This window comes from Mesorhizobium sp. B3-1-6 (assembly GCF_006439555.1).
Classification (GTDB): Bacteria; Pseudomonadota; Alphaproteobacteria; order Rhizobiales; family Rhizobiaceae; genus Mesorhizobium.
In genome coordinates, this window is the sequence record NZ_VFTM01000014.1 from 122,182 (window position 1) to 145,610 (window position 23,429).

The window sequence follows — 23,429 nt, forward strand, 5'->3', positions numbered from 1 at the left end:
CGATCGTCCTCCGTGCGATTTAAGTCGTTGCCGTTCCCTGCTCCTGCTTGGTGGCGGAGCTTGGTCGAATATTGACCGCAAACGGCGAAGCCCTGCAATCCCCTTAAAGCAAATAATTTCATTGTCAGGCAAATTTCTTGACCTGAACAAACGGTTTACGATGCGTAAATCCGGCTTGACAATTTCGGGAATCGAGCGGAATTTATGAAAAAAATTTCACTCTGTTGAAAGAGTGGACGCCCGGTCGGTTGCGTGGCCGGACGTCGCCAGAAGGGGAAAACCGATGTCCGACATGCAGCAGCGCATCGAAGCGCTGTACCGTTCCGACGTGCGTGGGTCCGTGCTCCTGATCGTGTGCCTGTGGGCAACGATCCTCTTCGTCCTCCTGATGACATGGCCATACATTCCGCACAGCGGCATCAAGCTCGTGGTGGCGGTTGCAGCCGCCGCGGTGCTGATTTTCAACACCGCCGCGATCCTCGCCATGCTCAACCACTACAAGGAAGACAAGGACTTCATCTACGGGCTCGACATCAAGAACGCCGACGCCGCCCGCAACCGTCAATCGTGAAGGGAGAAACCATGGCCCGCTATACCCCGCCGGAGCAAAGCAAGGCCGGACAGGTCTTCGACATCGCGGTCGTGGTGGTCGCAATCTTCGTGGCGCTCTGGCTGCCGCTGAAACTCGGCTTTGCCGGGGCGGCGAAGTCGATCGACGCGCTTGACGCCAAGACCTGGGACGCGCTCGGCCAGAACGCGACCATGGCCTCGATCTGGGAGAAGCTGGGCTACACGCCGGAGACGGCGCACGACATCATCCAGAACCGCTTCCACTACATCATCGACTGGCCGACGCTGATCATCATGGCGATCGTGCTGATCGCCTATTTCGTTTTCCTGTTCCGCGCCTCCGATAAGGAATATCGCGAGGTCATCAACGAGAAGTTCGACGACAAGTAAACTTCGACGACAAAGAGACTTTCGACGACAAAGAGACTTCGACGACAAAGAGTCCGGGGAAAACATCATGTGGATGGGACTGTCTTACGTTTGCTGGGCCATCTCGGTCGTGCTTGCGCTGTGGATGCTCTACGACTGGTTCAAGGTCGATACGACCTATTCCGAGGAGACTCTGACGTCTTCCCGTGAAGGTGAGCTTGAAGCCGTTTCCGAAAAACACCGGATCTGAGTGGGGACTGATATGACGGCTGCGGTTGAAACGGGACAAACGACGACAATCCACGGCGACAGGGTCTCGCTGCTTCGGGTGCTCGGCCCGGCGCATGTGTGGGCGCTGGGCGTCGGCATCGTGCTGGTCGGCGAGTTCACCGGCTGGAATTTCTCCGCCGACAAGGGTGGCGCGCTCGCCGCGCTGATCGTCTGCTGGGTCGTCGGACTGCTCTACACCTCGGTCGCGATGATCGATTCGGAGGTGACGTCGACGGTCGCCGCCGCCGGCGGCCAATATGCGCAGGCCAAGCATATCGTCGGGCCACTGATGGCCTTCAACGTCGCGCTGTTCCTGGTGTTCGCCTACACCATGCTCGAGGTGTCGGACGCGATCCTGCTCGGCGACACCATCGTCGCCAAGGCCGGCGTCGAAGGACTGACGCACAATTCCTTCATCGCCGCCACCATCGTCGTGCTCGCCTGGCTCAACTATCGCGGCGTGCTGATGACGCTCAACGTCAATTTCGTCATCACCGCGATCGCCTATGTCTCGATCGTCATCCTGTTCTTCTCGGTCAGCCCGTGGACGCAAGGCGCGGTGCTGAAGCTAAACGAGCTGGTCACCCCCGCCAATGCGCTGCCCTATGGCTGGATCGGCGTGATCGCCGCCTTCCAGTTCGGCATCTGGTATTATCTCGGTATCGAGGGAACGACCCAGGCGGCCGAGGAAGTGCGCTCGCCGGCGCGCTCCCTGCCCTACGGCACCATGGCCGGCATGATCACGCTGCTGATCGCCGCCGCGATGACCTGGTATGTCTGCGCCTCGCTGATGCCCTGGGAATATCTCGGCATCACCTATTATCCGCTGTGGGACGCCGGCAAGCTGACCGGCAGCCCGCTGCTCGAAAACCTGCTCTTCATCGCGACGCTGCTTGCCGCGCTTGCCTCGGCCAATGGCTGCATCAACGACGCGGCGCGCGCCTGGTTCTCGCTCGGCCGCGACCGCTATCTGCCGAGCTGGTTCTCGGCGGTGCATCCGAAGTATCGCACGCCCTATCGCTCGATCCTGTTCCTGCTGCCGATCGCGCTGGCCTTCGCCTTCATCGCCGACCTCAACCAGGCGATCACCTTCTCGATCCTGTCGGGCGTGCTGCAATACACCTTCATGAGCATCAACATCATGATGTTCCGCAGGAAGTGGCCACTGGGTTCGATCCGCCGCGGCTACACACACCCCTTCCACCCGCTGCCCGCGATCGTGCTGTTCTGCCTGTGCATGGTGACGTTCTTCGCCATCTTCCTCGGCTTCGGCTCGCAGCTGATCGCGATGACGGTGTTCTATTTCCTGATTTCGCTGTGGTTCCACTTCTACCGCTACAAGTTCGTGCGGCGCGGCGACCAGTTCTCCATGCCGTGGCCGAAGCCGCAGGGTTATTGAGTGGAGTGAAGGCCCGCCTTTCGATGGCGGGCCGTGGCGTGTCGCGATGTCCGAGCTGACGTCAGTATTGCTTACCGGGGTGATCGCACTGGGCGTCGTCGTCCATATCGCCTGGCTGGCGCGTGCCGGCCGCGACAGGGCGAAGGCAGCCTTGGCCGCCGATACGGCCAGCGTCCGCAGCGTCATTGCGGACGCCGCCGACATTTCCGACGGCACGGCCGGCGTCGTCACCTGGGCCGGTTCCTGGAACGGTCAGCGCGTCCAGCTGCGCACCATCGTCGACACGCTGGCGACACGAAAGCTGCCGACACGCTGGCTCAGCGTTTCGATTACCGAGCCGGTCGCGGTGCCGGGTACGTTCGACATGATGATGCGGCCGAATTCGGCGACGACTTTCTCCAATTTCGATCATCTTGCTCACACGCTGCCGAAGGTGCTCGGCTTTCCCGCCGACGCAGTGCTCAGGACGGACCGCAAGGGCGTCGCTTTCCCGCAGGACCTGATCGCCGCGCATACCGGCATTTTTGCCGAAAGCCGCGCCAAGGAATTGCTGGTCACGCCGAACGGCGTGCGCATCGTCTGGCTGCTGGCGGAGGCCGAGCGCGCCCGCTACGGCGTGTTCCGGCAGGCGGCGTTCGGCGATACCAGGATCGATCCTGCCTTGATCGAACGCCTGCTCGCGGTGGCCTCGGGCCTGCGCGAAGCCATCAACCGGCGCGAAAGGCAGGCAGCATGACCGACGAAACCGCTTCCTCCGCCCCGGCCAATCCGTATCTCGTGCTCGGCGCGGCGATCGTTTTGCCGGCAAGCGGCCATGTCATGCTCGGCATGCCGGCGCGCGGCCTGCAGTTCCTGTTCTTCATGGTGATCCTTGGTTGGATAACGACCAAGCTGGCGCCGGCCGAAGCCGGCTTCATCGGCCGCCATGCCGGCGGTTTCCTGATCTATGCCCTCTCGATCGTCGACGCCTACAGGATCGCGCGCATCCGCCACGCGATCTGGGTTCACAAGGCGCGTCCGGACGGCGATAGTGCCAAGGGTGATGTGCCGTCGAATATATAACGACAGGAAAATTTCTTTCATACCAATTGAATTTGGCCAACTCATTGGGTACATCATCTGAGAGCCAAAAAACGCCGGAGGCTGGCATGTGCGGAATCGTCGGACTTTTCTTGAAGGACAAGGCGCTGGAGCCGAAGCTCGGCGCGATGCTGTCGGAGATGCTGGTGTCGCTCAGCGACCGCGGCCCGGACAGTGCCGGCATCGCCATCTATGGCGCCCCTTCCAAGAATGAAGCCAAGATCACCATCCAGTCGGCCAAGCCGGAGCGCGATTTCCGCGGCCTCGATGTCGAGCTCGCCAAGGCGATCGGCGCTCCCGTCAGCCTTGCCACGAAATCCACCCACGCCGTCATCCGTACCGCGCCTGACAAGGTCGACGCCGCGCGCGAGGCGCTGCAGACGCTGCGGCCCGACATCCGCATCATGGGCGCCGGCGAAGCGGTGGAGATTTACAAGGAAGTCGGCCTGCCGGAAGCCGTCGTCGATCGCTTCGACGTGCGCTCCATGACCGGCACCCACGGCATCGGCCACACCCGCATGGCGACGGAATCGGCGGTGACGACGATGGGGGCGCATCCGTTCTCGACCGGCGCCGACCAGTGCCTGGTGCACAATGGGTCGCTGTCCAACCACAACAATGTGCGCCGCGAACTGATCCGCGACGGCATGACCTTCGAGACCGAGAACGACACCGAAGTGGCGGCCGCCTATCTGTCCAACCGCATGGCGCACGGCAAGAATCTCGGCGAGGCGCTGGAAGGCACGCTCTCCGACCTCGACGGCTTCTTCACCTTCGTCGTCGGCACCAAGAACGGCTTCGGCGTGGTGCGCGATCCGATCGCCTGCAAGCCCGCCGTCATGGCCGAGACCGACCAGTATGTCGCCTTCGGCTCCGAATATCGCGCGCTGACCAAGCTGCCCGGCATCGACAATGCGCGGGTCTGGGAGCCCGAGCCCGCAACCGTTTATTTCTGGGAGCACTGAGCCGATGCCGGCAACCATAATGTCGAAAGCCGAGCGGGATCAGAGCCATGCGAGGGTCTTCGACCTCTCGCAACAGTCGCTGCGCGAACTGAACCAGGCGCTGCACAAGCTCACGCCCGGCTCGAACGAGACCGCCTGGGAAGTGCTCAACCCGAAAGGCAGCCACTCGGTGGCGGTCGGCGTCGACCAGCCGGTCAGCATCGATGTGCGCGGCAGCGTCGGCTATTACTGCGCCGGCATGAATGACGGCGCCGCGATCACCGTGCACGGCTCTGCCGGTCCCGGCGTCGGCGAGAACATGATGTCAGGCTCGATCGTCATCAAGGGCGACGCCAGCCAGTATGCCGGCGCCACCGGCCGCGGCGGTCTTCTCGTCATCGAGGGCAACGCCTCGTCGCGCTGCGGCATTTCGATGAAAGGCATCGACATCGTCGTGCACGGCAATATCGGCCACATGTCGGCCTTCATGGCGCAGTCCGGCAACCTCGTGGTGCTGGGCGATGCCGGCGACGCGCTGGGCGATTCCATCTACGAGGCGCGGCTCTTCGTGCGCGGCAAGGTGGAGAGCCTCGGCGCCGACTGCATCGCCAAGGAGATGCGGTCCGAGCATATCGAATTGCTGCAGGCCCTGCTCGACAAGGCCGGCGTGACCGGCGTCAAGGCCTCGGAGTTCAAGCGCTACGGCTCGGCCCGCAAACTCTACAATTTCAACATCGATAACGCCGACGCGTATTGAGGCAAGATGACCTACCGCAACCCGCCGACGACGCCGCGCAAATCCGCGACCTTCGACGACTACACGCTTTCCGAAATCCGCCGCGCGGCAGCAACCGGCATTTATGACATCCGCGGCGCCGGCGCCAAACGCAAGCTGCCGCATTTCGACGATCTGCTTTTCCTCGGCGCCTCGATCTCGCGCTATCCGCTCGAAGGCTATCGCGAGCGCTGCGACACCTCGGTGGTGCTCGGCTCGCGCCATGCCAGGAAGCCGATCGAGCTGAAGATCCCGATCACCATCGCCGGCATGAGTTTCGGATCGCTTTCCGGCCCGGCCAAGGAGGCGCTCGGACGCGGCGCCACGCTTTCCGGCACCTCGACCACGACCGGTGACGGCGGCATGACCGAGGAAGAACGCGGGCATTCGAAGACGCTGGTCTATCAGTACCTGCCCTCGCGCTACGGCATGAATCCGCGCGACCTGCGCCGCGCCGACGCCATCGAAGTGGTCGTCGGCCAGGGCGCCAAGCCCGGCGGCGGCGGCATGCTGCTCGGCCAGAAGATTTCGGACCGCGTCGCCGAGATGCGCACGCTGCCCAAGGGCATCGACCAGCGCTCGGCCTCGCGCCATCCCGACTGGACCGGGCCGGACGATCTCGAGATCAAGATCCTCGAGCTGCGCGAGATCACCGACTGGGAAAAGCCGATCTACGTCAAGGTCGGCGGCGCCCGCCCCTACTATGACACCGCGCTCGCGGTGAAGGCCGGCGCCGATGTCGTGGTGGTCGACGGCATGCAGGGCGGCACGGCTGCCACCCAGGAAGTGTTCATCGAGAATGTCGGCCAGCCGACGCTTGCCTGCATCCGGCCGGCGGTACAGGCGCTGCAGGACCTCGGCATGCACCGCAAGGTGCAGCTCATTGTCTCGGGCGGCATCCGTAATGGCGCCGATGTCGCCAAGGCGCTGGCGCTCGGCGTCGACGCGGTGTCGATCGGAACGGCGGCACTGGTCGCGCTTGGCGACAATGATCCCCGCTGGGAGGCGGAGTACAGTGCGCTCGGCACCACGGCCGGCGCCTATGACGACTGGCACGAGGGTCGCGATCCGGCCGGCATCACCACGCAGGATCCCGAGCTGATGAAGCGGGTCGACCCGATCGCGGCCGGACGGCGGCTGGCGAACTACCTCAAGGTGATGACGCTCGAAGCGCAGACGATTGCCCGCGCCTGCGGCAAGAATAGTCTGCACAATCTCGAGCCCGAGGATCTCGTCGCGCTCTCGATCGAAGCCGCCGCCATGGCCGGCGTGCCTTTAGCCGGTACCAACTGGATACCGGGGAAGAACGGCTTCTAGGACAAACTTCCAAGACACATAAGCGAGGAACTACATAATGGGGAACGATCTCGCCGCATTCGCCAAGGAGAACGGCGTCAAATATTTCATGATCTCCTACACCGACCTGTTCAGCGGGCAGCGTGCCAAGCTGGTACCGGCGCAGGCGATCGCCGACATGCAGAAGGACGGCGCAGGATTTGCCGGCTTCGCCACATGGCTCGACCTGACGCCGGCGCATCCGGACATGCTGGCGGTGCCGGATCCGGCTTCGGTCATCCAACTACCGTGGAAGAAGGATGTCGCCTGGGTAGCCGCCAACTGCATCATGGACGACAAAGAGGTCGACCAGGCGCCGCGCAACACGCTGAAGCGGCTGATCGACGAAGCCGCCCGCGACGGCATGCATGTCAAGACCGGCGTCGAGGCCGAGTTCTTCCTGATCTCGCCCGACGGCAAGGCGATCTCCGACGAATACGATACAGCCTCGAAACCCTGCTACGACCAGCAGGCGGTGATGCGGCGCTACGACGTCATCGCCGAGATCTGCGACCATATGCTGGCGCTGGGCTGGGGCCCGTACCAGAACGACCATGAGGACGCCAACGGCCAGTTCGAGATGAACTGGATGTTCGATCACGCGCTGGCGACCGCCGACAAGCACTCCTTCTTCAAGTTCATGGTCAAGTCGATCGCCGAAAAGCACGGCTTGCGCGCGACGTTCATGCCCAAGCCCTTCCAGGGCCTGACCGGCAATGGCTGCCATGCGCACATCTCGGTGTGGGACGAGACCGGCAAGACCAATGTCTTTGCCGACAATTCGGAAGAGCTCGGCCTGTCTGCCAAGGGCAGGAACTTCCTCGGCGGCATCATGAAGCATGCCTCCGCGCTTGCCGCGATCACCAACCCGACGGTCAATTCCTACAAGCGCATCAACGCGCCGCGCACCATTTCGGGCGCGACCTGGGCGCCGAACACGGTGACCTGGACCGGCAACAACCGCACGCACATGGTGCGCGTGCCCGGGCCTGGCCGTTTCGAATTGCGCCTGCCGGACGGCGCCGCCAATCCGTATTTGCTGCAGGCCGTCATCATCGCTGCCGGCCTCGACGGCATCCGCTCGAAGGCCGACCCCGGCAAGCGCTACGACATCGACATGTATCAGCTCGGCCATACCGTTACGGACGCGCCGAAACTGCCGCTCAACCTGCTCGATGCGCTGCGCGAATTCGACAAGGACAAATCGCTCAAGGCGGCGCTGGGTGAGGAATTCTCGTCGGCATATCTAAAGCTGAAGCAGCAGGAATGGAATTCCTATGCTTCGCACTTCACGCAGTGGGAGCGCGACCACACGCTGGATATCTGATATCTCGGCGGTGCGAGCGACCTCGGAATGAACTGATGAAATATTCGATCTTCTCGCTCGCCCGCGCCGCCCTTTCCGGCCACAAGAACTGGCAGCCGACCTGGCGCGACGCAGCGCCCAAGGACCGCTATGACGTGGTGATCATCGGCGGCGGCGGCCACGGCCTCGCCACCGCCTGGTTCCTCGCCAGCGAGTTCGGCATCCGCAATGTCGCGGTGCTGGAAAAGGGCTGGATCGGCTCCGGCAATGCCGGCCGCAACACCACCATCATCCGCTCCAATTACGGCCTTCCCGGCAACACCGGCTTCTACGAATTGTCGATGAAGCTGTGGGAGCGGATGGAGCAGGACCTCAACTATAACGCGATGGTCAGCCAGCGCGGCGTGCTCAACCTCTATCACTCCGACGCGCAGCGCGATGCTTTCGCCCGGCGCGGCAACACCATGCGCATCAACGGCATCGACGCCGAACTGCTCGACCAGGCGGCGCTGCGCAAGACGCTGCCGTTCCTGAATTTCGACAATGCGCGCTTCCCCGTACAGGGCGGACTGCTGCAGCGGCGCGGCGGCACGGCTCGACACGATGCGGTCGTGTGGGGCTACGCGCATGCGGCGAGCGAACTCGGCGTCGACATCATCCAGAATTGCGAGGTTACCGGCTTCACGCGCGACGCCAACGGCAAGGTCACCGGCGTCGAGACCTCGCGCGGCAAGATCGGCGCCGGCAAGGTCGGCATGGCGGTGGCCGGCTCCTCGTCACGGGTCGCGGCTATGGCAGGTCTTCGCCTGCCGATCGAAAGCCATGTGCTGCAGGCCTTCGTCTCCGAAGCGATCAAGCCGCTCATCCCCGGCGTCATGACCTTCGGCGCCGGACACTTCTATGTCAGCCAGTCGGACAAGGGCGGGCTGGTCTTCGGCGGCGACATCGACGGCTACAATTCCTATGCCCAGCGCGGCAATCTGCCGGTGGTCGAAGATGTCTGCGAGGGCGGCATGGCGCTGATCCCGATGATCGGCCGTGTGCGGCTCTTACGTCAGTGGGGCGGCATCATGGACATGTCGATGGATGGCTCGCCGATCATCGACAAGAGCCCGGTGGACGGCCTCTACATCAATGCCGGCTGGTGCTATGGCGGCTTCAAGGCGACGCCCGGCTCGGGCTTGGTCTTCGCCCACCTCATCGCCCGCGATCAATCGCACAAGGAAGCCGCGCTTTTCCGCCTCGACCGCTTCCAGCGCGGCGCCATGATCGACGAGAAGGGCCAGGGCGCCCAACCGAACCTGCATTAGAGATAGAGCATGATGTTATCCAAAAACCGCTCCACACTTTTTGGCATCATGCTCTGAGGACAGCCGGAAACCGATGCGCATTACCTGTCCCTTCTGCGGCGAACGCGAACTCGGCGAGTTCACCTATCTCGGCGACGCCAAGCCGCAACGTCCCGCGGCCGATGCCGGCGAGGACGCCGTCTACGATTACGTCTACCTGCGCGACAACGTCGCCGGCGTGATGAGCGAGCACTGGTACCATGGCGGCGGCTGCCGGGCCTGGCTGAAGGTCATCCGCAACACGCTGACGCATGAGATTTCGGCCGTCGAGCCGGCGGCGGGCGCCGGTGCCTCCAAGGTTGGTGCGTGATGCGCGGCAATCAGGCAAACCGGCTGAACAATGGCGGTCTTATCGACCGCTCGGCCCCGCTCAGCTTTCGCTTCGACGGCAAGACATTCTCGGGCTTCAAGGGTGACACGCTGGCGTCCGCGCTGGTCGCCAACGGCGTCAAGCTCGTCGGCCGCTCGTTCAAGTATCACCGCCCACGCGGCATCCTGACGGCGGGCTCGGAAGAGCCGAACGCGCTGGTCGAATTGCGCAGCGGCGCAAGGCGCGAGGCGAACACCAAGGCGACGACGGCCGAACTCTATGAGGGCCTCGAGGCAGCCAGCCAGAACCGCTGGCCGTCGCTCAATTTCGACGTGATGTCGGTCAACCAGCTGTTCGCGCCGATCTTCGTCGCCGGCTTCTACTACAAGACCTTCATGTGGCCGGCGAAGTTCTGGGAGGCGATCTACGAGCCTGCGATCCGGCGCGCCGCCGGTCTCGGCCGCGCAGCGCAGGTTTCCGACCCCGACCACTATGACAAGGCCTGGGCGCATTGCGACGTGGTGATCGCCGGTTCTGGCCCGGCGGGCCTGGCGGCTGCCCTTGCCGCCGCGCGCTGCGGCGCGCGCGTCATCCTGTGCGAAGAGGATTTCGTCCTCGGCGGCCGCCTGCTCGCCGATGGCGGCACGATCGACGGATTGCCGGCCGCCGAATGGGTCGCCCGCGCGGTCACCGAACTGGCGGCGATGCCGGATGTGCGCGTCATGACGCGCACGACTTTGTTCGGCGTCTATGACGGTGGCACCTATGGTGCGATCGAGCGCGTCAATGACCATCTGCCGGTGCCGCCGGAACATCAGGTGCGCCAGCGGCTGTGGCGCATCGTGGCCAAGCGCTGCGTGGTCGCGGCCGGATCGATCGAACGTCCGATCGTCTTTGCCGGCAACGACACGCCCGGCGTGATGATGGCGTCGGCCATGCGCAGCTACATCAACCGCTACGCCGCCACGCCGTCCCGGCGGATCGCGCTGTTCACCAACAACGAGGATGGCTGGCGCACGGCCGAAACGGCGATCGCCGCCGGACTGCAGGTCGCGGCGGTGATCGATGCGCGGCCGGACGTTTCGCCGGCGCATCGCTCGCTGGCCAGCAAGGGCGGCTTCCCAGTGCTGCACGGCGCCGTCAGCGGCGTCGATGGCGGCAAGGGCGGCGTGCGCAAGATTTCCGTCGCGCTGACCGGCGGCGCGCGAGCCGAGGTCGAGGCGGACGGGCTAGGCGTGTCCGGCGGTTGGAACCCGGCGGTCGGGCTCACCTCCTATCATCGCGGCCGGCCGAAATGGCGCGACGACATAGCCGCCTTCGTGCCGGACGGCGCGCCGCCCGGCATGGTCGCGGCGGGCGCGGCCAACGGCGCTTTCGGACTTGGCGCCTGCCTGCGCGAAGGGTTTGAAGCCGGCGCTGCCGCGGCACGCGATGCCGGACGCAGCGGCAATATCGGATCGATGCCGGTCGCCGACGACGAAGCCTTTTCGATCACCCCGCTCTGGCATGTCGCCGGCAAGGGCAAGGCCTTCGTCGACCAGCAGCACGACGTTACCGCTTCCGATGTCGAGCTGGCGCAGCGCGAGGGTTTTCAATCGGTCGAGCACCTGAAGCGCTACACGACGCTCGGCATGGCGACCGACCAGGGCAAGACGTCGAATGTCGCCGGCCTCGCCATCATGGCCGCGGTCAGCGGCAAATCCATTCCCGAGACCGGCACGACGATCTACCGGCCGCCTTACGTGCCGGTCGCCATCGGCGCCTTTGCCGGCCACCACCGCGACGAGAATTTCCATGCGACCCGGCTGACGCCCTCGCATCACTGGGCGGCCGAACAGGGCGCAGTGTTTGTCGACACCGGCCTTTGGAAGCGCGCGCAGTGGTACCCCCGCGCGGGCGAGAAGGACTGGCTGGAATCGGTCACCCGCGAGGTGAAGGCCGTGCGCAACGGCGTCGGCTTCTGCGATGTCTCGACGCTCGGCAAGATCGACGTGCATGGGCCAGACGCCGGCACCTTCCTCGACCGCGTCTACATCAACGCCTTCTCCAGCCTCGCCGTCGGCAAGGCGCGTTACGGGCTGATGCTGCGCGAAGACGGCATCGTCTACGACGACGGCACGACCTCGCGTTTGGCCGAGGACCATTATTTCCTCACCACCACCACGGCGAAGGCCGGGCTGGTGATGCAGCACCTGGAATTCTGCCGGCAGGTGCTGTTCCCCGAACTTGACGTGCAGCTGACCTCGGTCTCCGACCAGTGGGCGCAGTTCTCGATCGCCGGGCCGAAGACACGTGACCTGCTCAAAGAGATCGTCGATCCGGCCGAGGACCTGTCGAACGAAGGCTTCCCGTTCATGGGCGCGCGCGAGGTCAAGCTGCGCGGCGGCCAGAAGGCAAGGCTGTTCCGCATTTCCTTCTCCGGCGAGATGGCGTTCGAGATTTCGGTGCCGGCGCGTTACGGCGAGGCCATGGCGCGCAATCTGATGATCGCGGGAAAACCGTTTGGCGTGACGCCCTACGGCACCGAGGCGCTCGGCGTGATGCGCATCGAAAAGGGCCACGTCGCCGGACCGGAACTCAACGGCACCACCACGGCGGGCGATCTCGGCCTGGGCAAGATGATGTCGACCAAGAAGGATTTCATCGGCCGCGTCATGGCCGGTCGCGAGGCGCTGGTCGCGCCCAGCCGGCAGGTGGTCGTCGGCATCAAGCCGACCGACAAGGCGCGCCGTCTGCGCTCCGGCGCGCATATCATTCCGAAGGGCGAGACCCCCGGCCCCGACAACGACCAGGGCTATGTCACCTCGGTCTGCTTCTCGCCGGTGCTCGACCAGTGGATCGGGCTCGGCCTTGTCGAGCGCGGCCGCGAGCGCATCGGCGAGATCGTGCGGGCGCATGATCCGCTGCGCGGCGAGGACTATGATGTCGAGCTCTGCAATTCCGTCTTCTACGATCCGGATGGAGGGCGCCAGCGTGGCTGATTTTTCCTGGGATGTCCGCAGCCCGCTCGACCGCGCGCTGGTCGCCGGCGCTTACGGCGCGCAAGGCGAAGCCGGCGTTTCGCTGACCGAGATCCGCAATTTCGACCTCGTGCAGGTCATGGCGCGGCGCGGCAAGGCCGCCGAGATGGCGAAGGCCGCAAAGACGCGCTTCGGCGTTGCCGCGCCGGAAACGCCCAGGGCGGTCGACGCGGCCGACGCGACACTGATCTGGTCGGGACCCGGCCAGTTCCTCGTGCTGTCCAAAGGCGGCAAGTACACGATGGATGGGCTTGCGCCTGTCTTTGCCGGCTCGGCCTCGCTGTCCGACCAGTCGCATGCGCGGGCGCTGATCAGCGTCTCTGGCGAGAAGGCGCGCGCGATGCTTGCGAAGCAGTCGTCGATCGATCTGCATCCGGATGTGTTCGGCGTCGGCGCGGCGGCTGCCACATCGATGGATCATACCAGCGTCACGCTGTGGCGCGGTGACGACCTGGCGGACGGACGCGCCGTGTTCAATCTCCTGGTGTTCGCGACCTTCGCGGAGAGCCTGTGGCACACGATTCTGGACTCGGCTGCCGAGTATGGCGTCACGATCAACCATTCCGAAGAGTTGGCATAGCGACACGCCTTTCCCTTCTCGCCTTGCCAAACGCCATCGCCCTGCTATTCTCTCAGCGAAAATAATTTTACACACAGGCAAACTTGTTTCTCGCTCGGAGGAGGGTTTGAGATGAGCCAGTCGCCCTACCCCGCCGTCCTGTCCGGACCGCCCCGTCCAAGCCTGATCCTGAGGCCCGGCCAGATCGCGTTGCCGCCGGGGATGGAACGCTATACCGTGCAGGGCAACGGCGCGGTGCTGATCGACGTCGAGGCCGGCGACAGCGTCAGCGTGACCAATGTCGAGGGTGGGCAGCCCTGCGAGCTTCTGGCCTGGGATACATCCGGCACGACCGATCCCGGCATTTTCGGAGAACGGTCGAACAGCAATGCAGCCGGCATCAAGGCGCTGCTCGCCGAGGGCGACGACAGCCTTTCGGCGCTGCGCCTCAGCCTCGAGCGTCGCAAGGTAGAGCTCGACCAGCCAAAGGCCGTGCGCGTGTTCGGCGGCGCCACGCCAGCCGGCACCGAGCAGAGCTTTTCCGTCCAGCGCGACGGCGCGCTGCTGATCGCGGCGCCGGGCGGGCCGATGCTGGTCGACGGCCACAACACGGCGACGCCGCTCACCGTCCTGGTGCGCCGCGCCACGATCCGGCTGAAGACAAGGTCGCAGCTTCCCGATCCGCTCGCCGATCCGGTGCTCGATCTCAGAGTGCATTCGGCGACCGCCGAATCCTATTTCGTCAAGGCCGGCGACTATCTGCAAATCATCGATGTCGATGGCCGGCAATGCACCGACTTCCAGTGTTTTTCGGCGCGCAAGCTGGACAAGGACCGCGACCTGCCGCTCGACGTGACGACGACCCGCACGCTGATGGGCTCGGCCTATCCGATGCCCGGCCTGCATTCGAAATATTACGACCAGGACATGGAGCCGCTGGTCGAGGTGGTGCAGGACACATGCGGGCGGCACGACGCTTTCGCACTCGCCTGCGCCGCCAAATATTACGACGATATCGGCTATCCCGGCCACACCAACTGCTCTGAGAATTTCAACAAGGCGCTGTCGGACAAAGGCGTGACGCCCCGCGCGGGCTGGATGGCGATCAACTTCTTCTTCAACACGGCGATCGACGCGCATGGCGTGATGGCGTCGGACGAGCCGTGGTCGCGGCCGGGCGACTACGTGCTGCTCAGGGCGCTCACCGACATCGTCTGCGTGTCCTCGGCCTGCCCGGACGACACGACGCCCGCCAATGGCTGGGACCTCACCGACATCCATGTGCGCAGCTATTCCGGCCAGCACAAATTCTCGCGAGCGATCGCCAGACGCATGAAGCCCTACTCGGAACCGAAAATGACCCGCGAGACAGCCTTTCATTCGAGCTTTGCCAAACACACGCGCGACTTCGTCGAATACCGGGGCTATTGGCTCGCCAATTCCTTCGCCAAGGAAGGTCCGATCGCCGAATACTGGGCCTGCCGGCAGGCGGCCGTGATCATGGACCTGTCGCCGCTGCGCAAGTTCGAGGTCACCGGGCCGGATGCCGAAGCGCTGCTGCAATACACGCTGACGCGCGACGTCAAGAAGCTCGGCGTCGGCCAGGTCGTCTATACGGCGATGTGTTACGAGCATGGCGGCATGATCGACGACGGCACGCTGCTCAGGCTCGGCAAGGACAATTTCCGCTGGGTCGGCGGCGACGATCTTTCCGGCGAATGGCTGCGCGAGACGGCAAAAAAACTCGACCTCAACGTGCTGGTGCGCTCCTCCACCGACCAGATGCACAACATCGCCGTGCAGGGACCGAAGAGCCGCGACATATTGAAGGAGGTCGTCTGGACCTCGCCGGTGCAGCCCTCGATCGGCGAGCTCGAATGGTTCCGTTTCGCGGTCGCGCGCATCGGCGGCGGCAACGGCATTCCGGTCGTGGTCTCGCGCACCGGCTATACGGGCGAGCTCGGCTACGAGATCTGGTGCCATCCGCGCGACGCCGAAAAGGTGTTCGACGCCGTCTGGGAAGCCGGGCAGCCGCACGGGCTGAAGCCGATGGGCCTGCAGGCGCTCGACATGGTGCGCATCGAGGCCGGGCTGATCTTCGCCGGTTACGAATTTTCCGACCAGACCGATCCGTTCGAGGCAGGCATCGGCTTCACCGTGCCGCTCAAGACCAAGGCCGACGACTTCATCGGCCGCGACGCGCTGATCCGGCGCAAGGAGCACCCGCAGCACAAGCTCGTCGGGCTCGATATCGACGCCAATGTCGCGGTCGGCCATGGCGACTGCGTCCATGTCGGCCGCGCCCAGATCGGCGTCGTCACCTCCGGCATGCGTTCGCCGGTGCTCGGCAAGACCATCGCGCTGGCGCGGCTCGACGTCACCCACGCGGAGATCGGCACGGAGGTCGAGATCGGCAAGCTCGACGGCCATGCCAAGCGGCTGCCGGCGCGTGTCGTCGCCTTCGCCCATTACGATCCGCAGAAGACCAAACCGCGTTCCTAAAAAGCCGGTTTCTGAAAGACTCCCAAGGCGGATCCGGCCCTCGCCGGCCGCCACCAGCGGCGGTCGGGTCAATGTTTCGCAAGCGTGATGTGCATGACATTCACAAAACGCTTGACGCGAAAGCGCGCCGGATCAATCTTCACTCTTAAGAAAAAAATACGACTGAGTGGAAACACGACGGGTCGACGCTGATTTGCCGGGGAGCAAGCTTCGCGAGAGCCGAAGCGTCGCTGGCGGGGAACAACAAAAAGGGGAAGACACAAGATATGAGCACGATAAGCACGGCCCTCGAGCAGCCTGCCGAAAGCAAGCTGCTCAGGCATATCGACTGGCGTGGCGCCTTCTGGGTGGCAAGCGGCGTTCCAGCGCTGGTCCTGTTCTCGATCGGCGGCATTGCCGGGACGACCGGAAAGCTCGCCTTCCTGATCTGGACAGTGTCCATGATCATGGGTTTCCTGCAATCCTTCACCTATGCCGAGATCGCCGGCCTGTTTCCGAACAAGTCGGGCGGAGCCTCGATCTACGGCGCTACCGCCTGGTTGCGCTACTCGAAATTCATCGCGCCACTGTCGGTGTGGTGCAACTGGTTCGCCTGGACGCCGGTGCTGTCGCTCGGCTGTTCGATCGCGGCCGCCTATATCCTCAACGCGCTGGCGCCGGTGCCGATCTTCACCGACACCTCGCCGGAAGTGATCGCCTATATCGCCGCGCATGCCGGAACCGCACCCGCCGACGCGATCGCCGCGGCCACGGCCGCCGCGACACCGGCGATCCGCACATGGTCGCTGTGGGGCCACACGCTCGGCCCGGTGTCGTTCACCTTCAACGCCACCTTCTTCATCGGCGCGGTACTGATGCTGATCATCTTCTCGATCCAGCATCGCGGCATCCTCGGCACGGCCAGTGTGCAGAAATATATCGGCCTGCTCGTCATCATCCCGATGCTGATCGTCGGCGTCGTGCCAATCTTCACCGGCCAGATCGACTGGGCGAATTTCTCGCCGCTGGTGCCGCTGGCCGCCGCTTATGCGCCCGATCCCGGCTCGTGGAACATTGCCGGCTGGACGCTTGCCCTCGGCGGCATGTTCATCGCCGCATGGTCGACCTACGGCTTCGAAACCGCGGTCTGCTACACGTCGGAATTCAAGAACCCCGGCACCGATACCTTCAAGGCGATCTTCTACTCCGGCCTGCTCTGCATGCTCTTGTTCATCCTGGTACCCTTTACCTTCCAGGGCGTGCTGGGCTTGAACGGCATGCTGGCGACACCGATCGTCGACGGCTCGGGCGTCGCCGACGCGCTGGCCGGCATGGTCGGCGGCGGCAAGCTGATCCACAGCCTGCTGGTGATGCTGATGATCCTGGCGCTGGTGCTGTGCATCATGACGGCGATGGCCGGCTCTTCGCGCACGCTCTACCAGGGCTCGGTCGACGGCTGGCTGCCGCGCTATCTCAGCCATGTCAACGAGCATGGCGCGCCGACGCGGGCCATGTGGACCGACCTCTGCTTCAACCTGATCGTGCTGGCCATCGCCTCGGCCGACGCGACGAGCTTCTTCTTCATTCTCGCCGTGTCGAATTGCGGCTACATCATCTTCAACTTCCTCAACCTCAATGCCGGCTGGATCCACCGCATCGACAATGGCCATATCAATCGGCCGTGGAAGGCGCCGACCTGGCTGCTCGGCATCGGCGCGATCTTCGCCTATGTCAACGCGATCTTCATGGGCGCCGGCGCCAAGGTGTGGAACCCGATGGCGCTGTGGGCCGGCCTGATCACGGCGGCGCTGATCATCCCGGTGTTCTGCTTCCGTCACTACATCCAGGACAAGGGCAAGTTCCCCGATCACATGCTGGCCGACCTCGGCATGGCGGGCGCCGACCTCTCGGTCAAGAAAGCGGGCATGCTGCCTTACCTGACGCTGATCGCCGGCGTGGCGGTGATGCTGATCGCCAACTGGGTGTTCGTCATCTAATATGGCAATTGAAAGAGACGGGCGCGCCTCGGCGCGCCCGTTTCATTTCATTTGGCGCCAGTAAGCGAAGACTGACCGGCGCATGGCGTCGTCAAGACGTGGTTGCCCGTACATGCAGATCATCCGCCACCGTCCGATGACGATGGCAGATGATTCCAGGTTGCCACCTTATTCCGCGGCCAGGGCCAGCTGCGGCCGTTCGATGCCTTCGATCTTCTCCGGCTCAGGCGCCTGCTCGTCGGTCTTGGCCTTTTTCGGCGCGCGGCCGAAGAACAGGGCGTAGCCGGCAGGCAGCACCAGGATGGTGAGCACGGTGGCGACCAGGATGCCGCCCATCATGGCGTAGGCGAGCGGCCCCCAGAAGACGGCGCGCGAGATCGGGATCAGCGCCAGCACGGCGGTCAGCGCCGTCAGCATGATCGGCCGGAAGCGGCGCACGGCAGCACCCACGATCGCTTCCGATCGCTCCATGCCGGCCGCGATATCCTGGTCGATCTGGTCGACCAGGATGATCGAGTTGCGCATGATGATGCCGAGCAGCGCGATGACGCCGAGGATGGCGACGAAGCCGAACGGCGCGCCGCTGATCAGCAGCGCAGCGGCGGCGCCGATGATGCCCAGCGGGCCAGTGGCCAGCACCAGCATCGATTTGCCGAAATGCTGCAGCTGGACCATCAGGAGCACGACGATGATGGCGAGCATGATCGGCGCCTTGGCGGCGATCGAGGCCTGGCTCTCGGCCGAATCCTCGGCGCCGCCCTGGATTTCGACCTTGTAGCCGGGCGCCAGGCCGGCGCGCAGGTCCTTCATGTCGTTGTACATCTTGGTGACGACGTCGTTCGACTGCACGCCGTCTGGCAGCGTGGCGCGCACGCTGATCGTCGGCAGGCGGTCGCGCCGCCATTCGGTGCCTTGCTCCATGACGGGCACGACCTTGGCCACCTGCGACAATGGCACCGAGCCGCCGAAGTCGGTCGGGATGTAGACGGAGTCGACCGAGGACAGCAGCTTGCGGGTCGCGTCCGGCTCGCGGGCGACGATCGAGACCGTCTCCTCGCCGTCGCGGAAGTCGTCGAGCGGCGCGCCGGACATGGTGGCCTGCAGCATCTGGCGGATGCGCTGCGAGGTGACGCCAAGGGCGCGAGCGCGATCCTGGTCGATCACCAGCTTCATCGCCGGCACCGGTTCCAGCCAGTCGTCATGGATGGCGCCGAGCAGCGGGTTGGCCTGGAACTTCGCCTTCACCTCGTCGGCGATGCGGCGCACTTCCTTGCGGTCCGGGCCCATGACGCGCATCTGCACCGGCCAGCCCGTCGGCGGACCGAGGAAGAGACGGTCGACCTTGCCGCGGATCGAGGGGAAGTCCTGCGCCAGGATCTTGCGCATCTTGACGATCAGCCGCTCGCGCGCTGGCTCGTCCTTGGCCATCACCAGGAGCTGGGCGAAGTTCGGGTTGCGGAGCTGCTGGTCGAGCGGCAGGAAGAAGCGGGGCGCCCCTTCGCCGATATAGGTGGCGATGAAGCGCTTGTCCGGATCGTCCGCCATCTTGCCTTCAAACGACTTGGCCTGGTTTTCGACTTCCTTGATCGAGGTGCCTTCCGGCAGCCACAGGTCGACCAGGATTTCCGGGCGCGAGGATTGCGGGAAGAAGTTCTGCGGGATGAATTGGAAGGCCCAGAGGCTGGTGGCGAAGGTGACCAGCGTCATCACCAGAACGATGATGCGGTGGCGCACGGCCCAGGCGACGGTCGCGCGCAGGCGGCGGTAGAAGCCGGTATCGAAGACATCATGATGGGTGCCGGCATGCTTGCGCTGCTTAAGGATCATGTAGCCCAGCCACGGCGTGAAATAGACCGCGACGAACCACGACACGACGAGCGCGATGCCGACGACATAGAACAGCGTGCGCACATATTCGCCGGCGGTCGAGGCGGCGAAGCCGACCGGGATGAAGCCAGCCGTGGTGATCAGCGTGCCGGTCAGCATCGGGAAAGCGGTCGAGGTGTAGGCGAAGCTTGCCGCCTCGACCTTTACCAGCCCTTCCTCGAGCTTTCGCTCCATCATCTCGACGACGATCATGGCGTCGTCGACCAAAAGACCGAGCGCGATGATGAGCGCGCCGAGCGAGATGCGCTGCAGATCGATACCGATCTCGTACATGATGGCGAAGGTGGCGGCCAGGACCAGCGGGATGGCGATGGCGATCACCAGGCCCGAGCGCCAACCGATCGACAGCAGCGAGACTGCAAGCACGATGAGCAGTGCCTCGCCGAGCGCCTCCATGAACTCGCTCACCGCGTCCTTGACGACCTGGGGCTGGTCAGAGATCTGGTCGACCGACACGCCGTAAGGCAGCCCCGCCTCGAAGCGCTGATAGGTCGCCTCGACATCCTTGCCGACGTCCCTGACGTTAAAACCCTTGGCCATGACGACGCCGAGCTGGACGCTCTCATGGCCGTTGAAGAGGTATTTGTTGTCGTAAGGATCCTGAAGGCCGGAAGAGACCGTGGCGATGTCGCCGAGGCGCGTCACCTGACTGCCGGAGCGCAGCCTGAGCTCGCGGATGTCGGCGGCCTTGGTGACGTCGCCCTCGACCGAGATGCGCACCGAACGCAGGCCGGTGTCGACGGAGCCCGCCGGATCGACGGCATTCTGCCCCTTCACGGCGTTCTGCAGGTCGACAATGGTCAGGCCGCGCTCGGCCAGCGCCTTGGACGAGACGTCGATATAGATCTTCTCCGGCTGGTCGCCGATGATGACGGCCTTTTCGACGCCAGGCGTCGTCAACAGCATGTCGCGCGCCTGGATGGCGAATTTCTTCAGCTCCGGATAGGTGAAGCCGTCGCCGCTGATCGAATGCAGCGTGATGAAAGTGTCGCCGAACTCGTCGTTGAAATAGGGGCCGAGCAGGCCCTGCGGCAATTCATTGGCGATGTCGCCGACCTTCTTGCGCACCTGGTAGAAGGCATCTTTCACTTCCTCGGCATTGGTGTCGCCCTTGACCTGCAAGGTGATGATGGCGCTGCCGGCGCGGGTGTAGGAGCGGACGAAATCGAGATGCGGCGTTTCCTGCAGCTTGCGCTCGATCTTGTTGACGACCTGGTCCTCCATGTCCTGGATCGAGGCTCCGGGCCAGACCGCCTGCACCACCATGACGCGGAAGGTGAAATCCGGGTCTTCCTTCTGGCCCATGCGCATCAGGCCGAGCGCGCCGGCCAGGATGATCAGCCCGAACAGGAAGCGGGCGATGCTCGGATGTCCGATCGCCCAGCGCGAAAGGTTGAAGGGCCGCTTTTCAGTGCTGCTGTCGGTGGTGGTCATGGCACACGTCCAGTCCAATTGATCGGCAAGGCACGCTCGCTTGGCATGCCGCTTCTAAGTTCGGTGGGCTTCCGGGCGGCGGGACCCCTCAAGCGGAGAGAGACTCGCAAATCGCGCTGGACGCGGCACTGCTGCGGGGGAGCCAACATGCCGGCATCTCACGATCGGGCGTTCGCCGCCCGGAACCCATGCCCTCCCCGGCTCGCGGCTTGACGCAGCGAGAGCGGGAAAGGCGTCTGTTGCGCCTGACTTCAGGTCTTAGTTCGATGCATGTCGTTGTCCCAAAACCGCTTCGCACTTTTGGGCGACAAGCATCAGTGCAGGCTGCTGGTGGTCGCGACGTCATCCGCCGAGGCGGATTGCTGGGCGTCGCCGGAAAGCTTGACCTTCAGGTTTTCGGTCATGAACTGGGTGCCGGCCGCGACCACCACGTCGCCCTGTTTCAGGCCGTCGGCCACGGCGACGCCGTCGGCGGTGAAGTTGGCGACCTTGATCGGACGGGGATGCACCGTGTCGGAGGCGCGATCGACCGTCCAGACGATCTGCTTGCCGTCCTTCTCGGTCATCGCGGTCAGCGGGATCGATACCAGTTGCGCCTTGCTGCCGACGGTCGCCTGGACATTGGCAGTCATGCCGAGCAGCACGCGCGGATCGTTGGGGAGCGAAACCCGGACGGCGAAGGTGCGCGACTGCGGATCGGCGCTGCCGGCGACTTCACGGACCTTGCCGTCAAGGGTGAGCCCTTCGTCCGACCAGAAGTTCGCCTTGACCTCCTTGCCGGGCTTGAAGCCTGCGATATCCATCTCCGGCACCGCGATCGACACTTCCTTCTCGCCGTCGACCGCGACGGTCATCACCGGCGTGCCGGCGGCGACCACCTGGCCGACATCAGCGGAGATGGCGGTGACGATGCCGTTCTTGCTGGCCTTCAGATCGGCGTATTGAACCTGGTTCTGCGCCTGAGCCAGCGTCGAACGGGCGGCATCGCGGGTCGCCACCGCCTGGTCGTAGGTCAGCCGCGCCTGGTCGAGCTGCGACTTCGGCGCGAAATTCTTGGCGTAGAGCTGCTCGGCGCGCTTCTTGGCGAGGTCGACGGTCTCGACCTGGCGCTCGGCGGCGTCGAGGCTGGCCGCGGCGCTCTTCACCGACAATTCGTAGTCGGCAGGATCGACGCGGGCGAGCACGTCGCCCTCATTCACATGCTGGCCGATATCGACCAGACGCTCGGTGACCTTGCCGGCGATGCGGAAGCCGAGATTCATCTCGGTGCGGGCGCGTACCGAACCGGAATAATCAAGCTGACGGGTGGTCTGCGCCTCGCCGATCTCGACCACCTTCACCGGCCGGACGACTTCCTGGACGACCTCGGCCTTCTCCTGGCTGCAGCCGGCGAGGCTGAGCACTGCTGCGACGATGGCGGCGCTTGGGAGGCCGGCGGCCGGCAGCCTGCGGAGGATGGAACTGGACAATGACACCTTAGCACTCCCGAACTGGAGATGATCGTCTGCCGGCACCCGGCGGACAGCTTCTATTTCAAGGCCCTGATGGCGTAGTCGATAAGTTCGTCGGGCATCGCCCGATTGGTCTTGGCAAGGCACTGCGCCACCATCTGCGGATGGCAGAGAATGACTGTGGCGGCGCCGAAACAGCGCGAAGCCGTCTCGGGATCCTGCTCCCTGAACTCGCCGGCCTCGATGCCCTCGCGGATCACCTCGGCGTAGAGGTCGTGGATGCTGTTGACATGCTTGTCGATGACGCCCCAATCGCGCTCCAGCGCGACGATCACCATCTCATGCACCTTCTCCTGGTCGAGCATGACCTCCAGCGTCATCTTGTACTGGGCATGGATGTAGCGGCGCAGGCGCTCCTCGGCGCTGATCGGCAGGTGCATGATCTCGTAGGCCATCTTGTAGCTGGCGCCGAGCATGCGGCCGCAGACGGCCTGGTGGATTTCGACCTTGGAGGCAAAGAAGCGGTAGATGTTGGCCGGCGACATGCCGAGTTCGCGGGCGATGTCGGCGACGTTGGTCTTGCCGTAGCCGTAGTGGCGGAACAGGCGCTCGGCGCAGTCGAGAATGCGCGTCACATTCTCCTGTCTGGCGGGGTCTGCCACGATGTTGGCGGCTTCTGACATGGCGCTTTCGTTTTACGAGTGACGAATTTCAATTTTCGTCAATCGTAAAGCGAAGGCGACGGGGAGTCAACGCGAAATCGACGTACACGTATAATTGGTGACAGATGGTGACAGTTGCGAGGGTCTGCGGTGTGATGAGAAAGAGATTATTCTTAAGCGCAGCGATCCTTCGCACCCCCCTCTGTCCTGCCGGACATCTCCCCCGCAAGG

The 23,429-nt window shown here is 64.3% G+C and carries 19 protein-coding genes; 16 read left to right on the plus strand and 3 right to left on the minus strand.

Features of this window, described 5'->3' with window-relative positions; genetic code table 11:
• Positions 1–283 precede the first annotated feature (283 nt).
• The 16 genes from FJ414_RS14850 (at position 284) to FJ414_RS14925 (ending at position 17,764) form a co-directional block, all read left to right on the plus strand.
• The gene (locus FJ414_RS14850; protein WP_095768768.1) at positions 284–571 is read left to right on the plus strand and encodes a hypothetical protein; all 288 of its coding nucleotides are present in this window, start codon (positions 284–286) and stop codon (positions 569–571) included.
• A gap of 11 nt (positions 572–582) precedes the next feature.
• Positions 583–960, plus strand: a complete 378-nt coding sequence (locus tag FJ414_RS14855; RefSeq protein WP_140645121.1) for a hypothetical protein — start codon at positions 583–585, stop codon at positions 958–960.
• Between the two features lie 67 nt (positions 961–1,027).
• Complete coding sequence (locus FJ414_RS14860) at positions 1,028–1,189, plus strand: hypothetical protein (protein ID WP_140645122.1); 162 nt, start codon at positions 1,028–1,030, stop codon at positions 1,187–1,189.
• 12 nt (positions 1,190–1,201) lie between these two features.
• Positions 1,202–2,608, plus strand: coding sequence for an APC family permease (locus FJ414_RS14865; RefSeq protein WP_140645123.1), 1,407 nt, complete (start codon positions 1,202–1,204; stop codon positions 2,606–2,608).
• 46 nt (positions 2,609–2,654) lie between these two features.
• Positions 2,655–3,344, plus strand: coding sequence for a hypothetical protein (locus FJ414_RS14870; protein WP_181181624.1), 690 nt, complete (start codon positions 2,655–2,657; stop codon positions 3,342–3,344).
• Complete coding sequence (locus FJ414_RS14875) at positions 3,341–3,670, plus strand: hypothetical protein (RefSeq protein ID WP_140645124.1); 330 nt, start codon at positions 3,341–3,343, stop codon at positions 3,668–3,670. The genes FJ414_RS14870 and FJ414_RS14875 overlap by 4 nt, the downstream gene beginning before the upstream one ends.
• Before the next feature lie 86 nt (positions 3,671–3,756).
• Positions 3,757–4,653, plus strand: a complete 897-nt coding sequence (locus tag FJ414_RS14880) for a glutamine amidotransferase family protein (RefSeq protein WP_140645125.1) — start codon at positions 3,757–3,759, stop codon at positions 4,651–4,653.
• A 4-nt stretch (positions 4,654–4,657) separates the two neighbouring features.
• Positions 4,658–5,389, plus strand: coding sequence for a GXGXG domain-containing protein (locus FJ414_RS14885; RefSeq protein ID WP_140645126.1), 732 nt, complete (start codon positions 4,658–4,660; stop codon positions 5,387–5,389).
• Positions 5,390–5,395: 6 nt separating this feature from the next.
• Positions 5,396–6,724 carry an FMN-binding glutamate synthase family protein gene (locus FJ414_RS14890; protein ID WP_140544190.1) on the plus strand — a complete coding sequence of 443 codons (1,329 nt, stop codon included), beginning with the start codon at positions 5,396–5,398 and terminating at the stop codon, positions 6,722–6,724.
• Positions 6,725–6,761: 37 nt separating this feature from the next.
• Complete coding sequence (glnT, locus tag FJ414_RS14895; protein WP_140645127.1) at positions 6,762–8,069, plus strand: type III glutamate--ammonia ligase; 1,308 nt, start codon at positions 6,762–6,764, stop codon at positions 8,067–8,069.
• A 35-nt stretch (positions 8,070–8,104) separates the two neighbouring features.
• Positions 8,105–9,358, plus strand: a complete 1,254-nt coding sequence (locus FJ414_RS14900; protein WP_140645128.1) for a sarcosine oxidase subunit beta family protein — start codon at positions 8,105–8,107, stop codon at positions 9,356–9,358.
• A gap of 73 nt (positions 9,359–9,431) precedes the next feature.
• Positions 9,432–9,707: a sarcosine oxidase subunit delta gene (locus FJ414_RS14905; RefSeq protein WP_140645129.1), complete on the plus strand. Its 276-nt coding sequence runs from the start codon at positions 9,432–9,434 to the stop codon at positions 9,705–9,707.
• Positions 9,707–12,688, plus strand: a complete 2,982-nt coding sequence (locus tag FJ414_RS14910; RefSeq protein ID WP_140645130.1) for a sarcosine oxidase subunit alpha — start codon at positions 9,707–9,709, stop codon at positions 12,686–12,688. The genes FJ414_RS14905 and FJ414_RS14910 overlap by 1 nt, the downstream gene beginning before the upstream one ends.
• A complete protein-coding gene (locus FJ414_RS14915) occupies positions 12,681–13,307 on the plus strand; it encodes a sarcosine oxidase subunit gamma family protein (RefSeq protein WP_140645131.1) in 627 nt (208 codons plus the stop codon). Before FJ414_RS14910 ends, FJ414_RS14915 begins: the two co-directional genes overlap by 8 nt.
• 111 nt (positions 13,308–13,418) lie before the next feature.
• Positions 13,419–15,788, plus strand: a complete 2,370-nt coding sequence (locus FJ414_RS14920; RefSeq protein ID WP_140645132.1) for an aminomethyltransferase family protein — start codon at positions 13,419–13,421, stop codon at positions 15,786–15,788.
• A gap of 266 nt (positions 15,789–16,054) precedes the next feature.
• The gene (locus tag FJ414_RS14925) at positions 16,055–17,764 is read left to right on the plus strand and encodes an APC family permease (protein WP_140645133.1); all 1,710 of its coding nucleotides are present in this window, start codon (positions 16,055–16,057) and stop codon (positions 17,762–17,764) included.
• A gap of 168 nt (positions 17,765–17,932) precedes the next feature.
• On the opposite strand, the gene FJ414_RS14930 is transcribed toward FJ414_RS14925, so the two are convergent.
• The 3 genes from FJ414_RS14930 to FJ414_RS14940 all read right to left on the minus strand — a co-directional run bounded on the left by FJ414_RS14930 (position 17,933) and on the right by FJ414_RS14940 (position 23,219).
• On the minus strand, positions 17,933–21,085 hold the full coding sequence (locus FJ414_RS14930; RefSeq protein WP_140645134.1) for an efflux RND transporter permease subunit: 3,153 nt from the start codon (positions 21,083–21,085) through the stop codon (positions 17,933–17,935).
• A gap of 314 nt (positions 21,086–21,399) precedes the next feature.
• A complete protein-coding gene (locus FJ414_RS14935) occupies positions 21,400–22,560 on the minus strand; it encodes an efflux RND transporter periplasmic adaptor subunit (RefSeq protein WP_140645135.1) in 1,161 nt (386 codons plus the stop codon).
• A 53-nt stretch (positions 22,561–22,613) separates the two neighbouring features.
• Complete coding sequence (locus FJ414_RS14940) at positions 22,614–23,219, minus strand: TetR family transcriptional regulator (RefSeq protein WP_140645136.1); 606 nt, start codon at positions 23,217–23,219, stop codon at positions 22,614–22,616.
• Between the last annotated feature and the right edge of the window lie 210 nt (positions 23,220–23,429).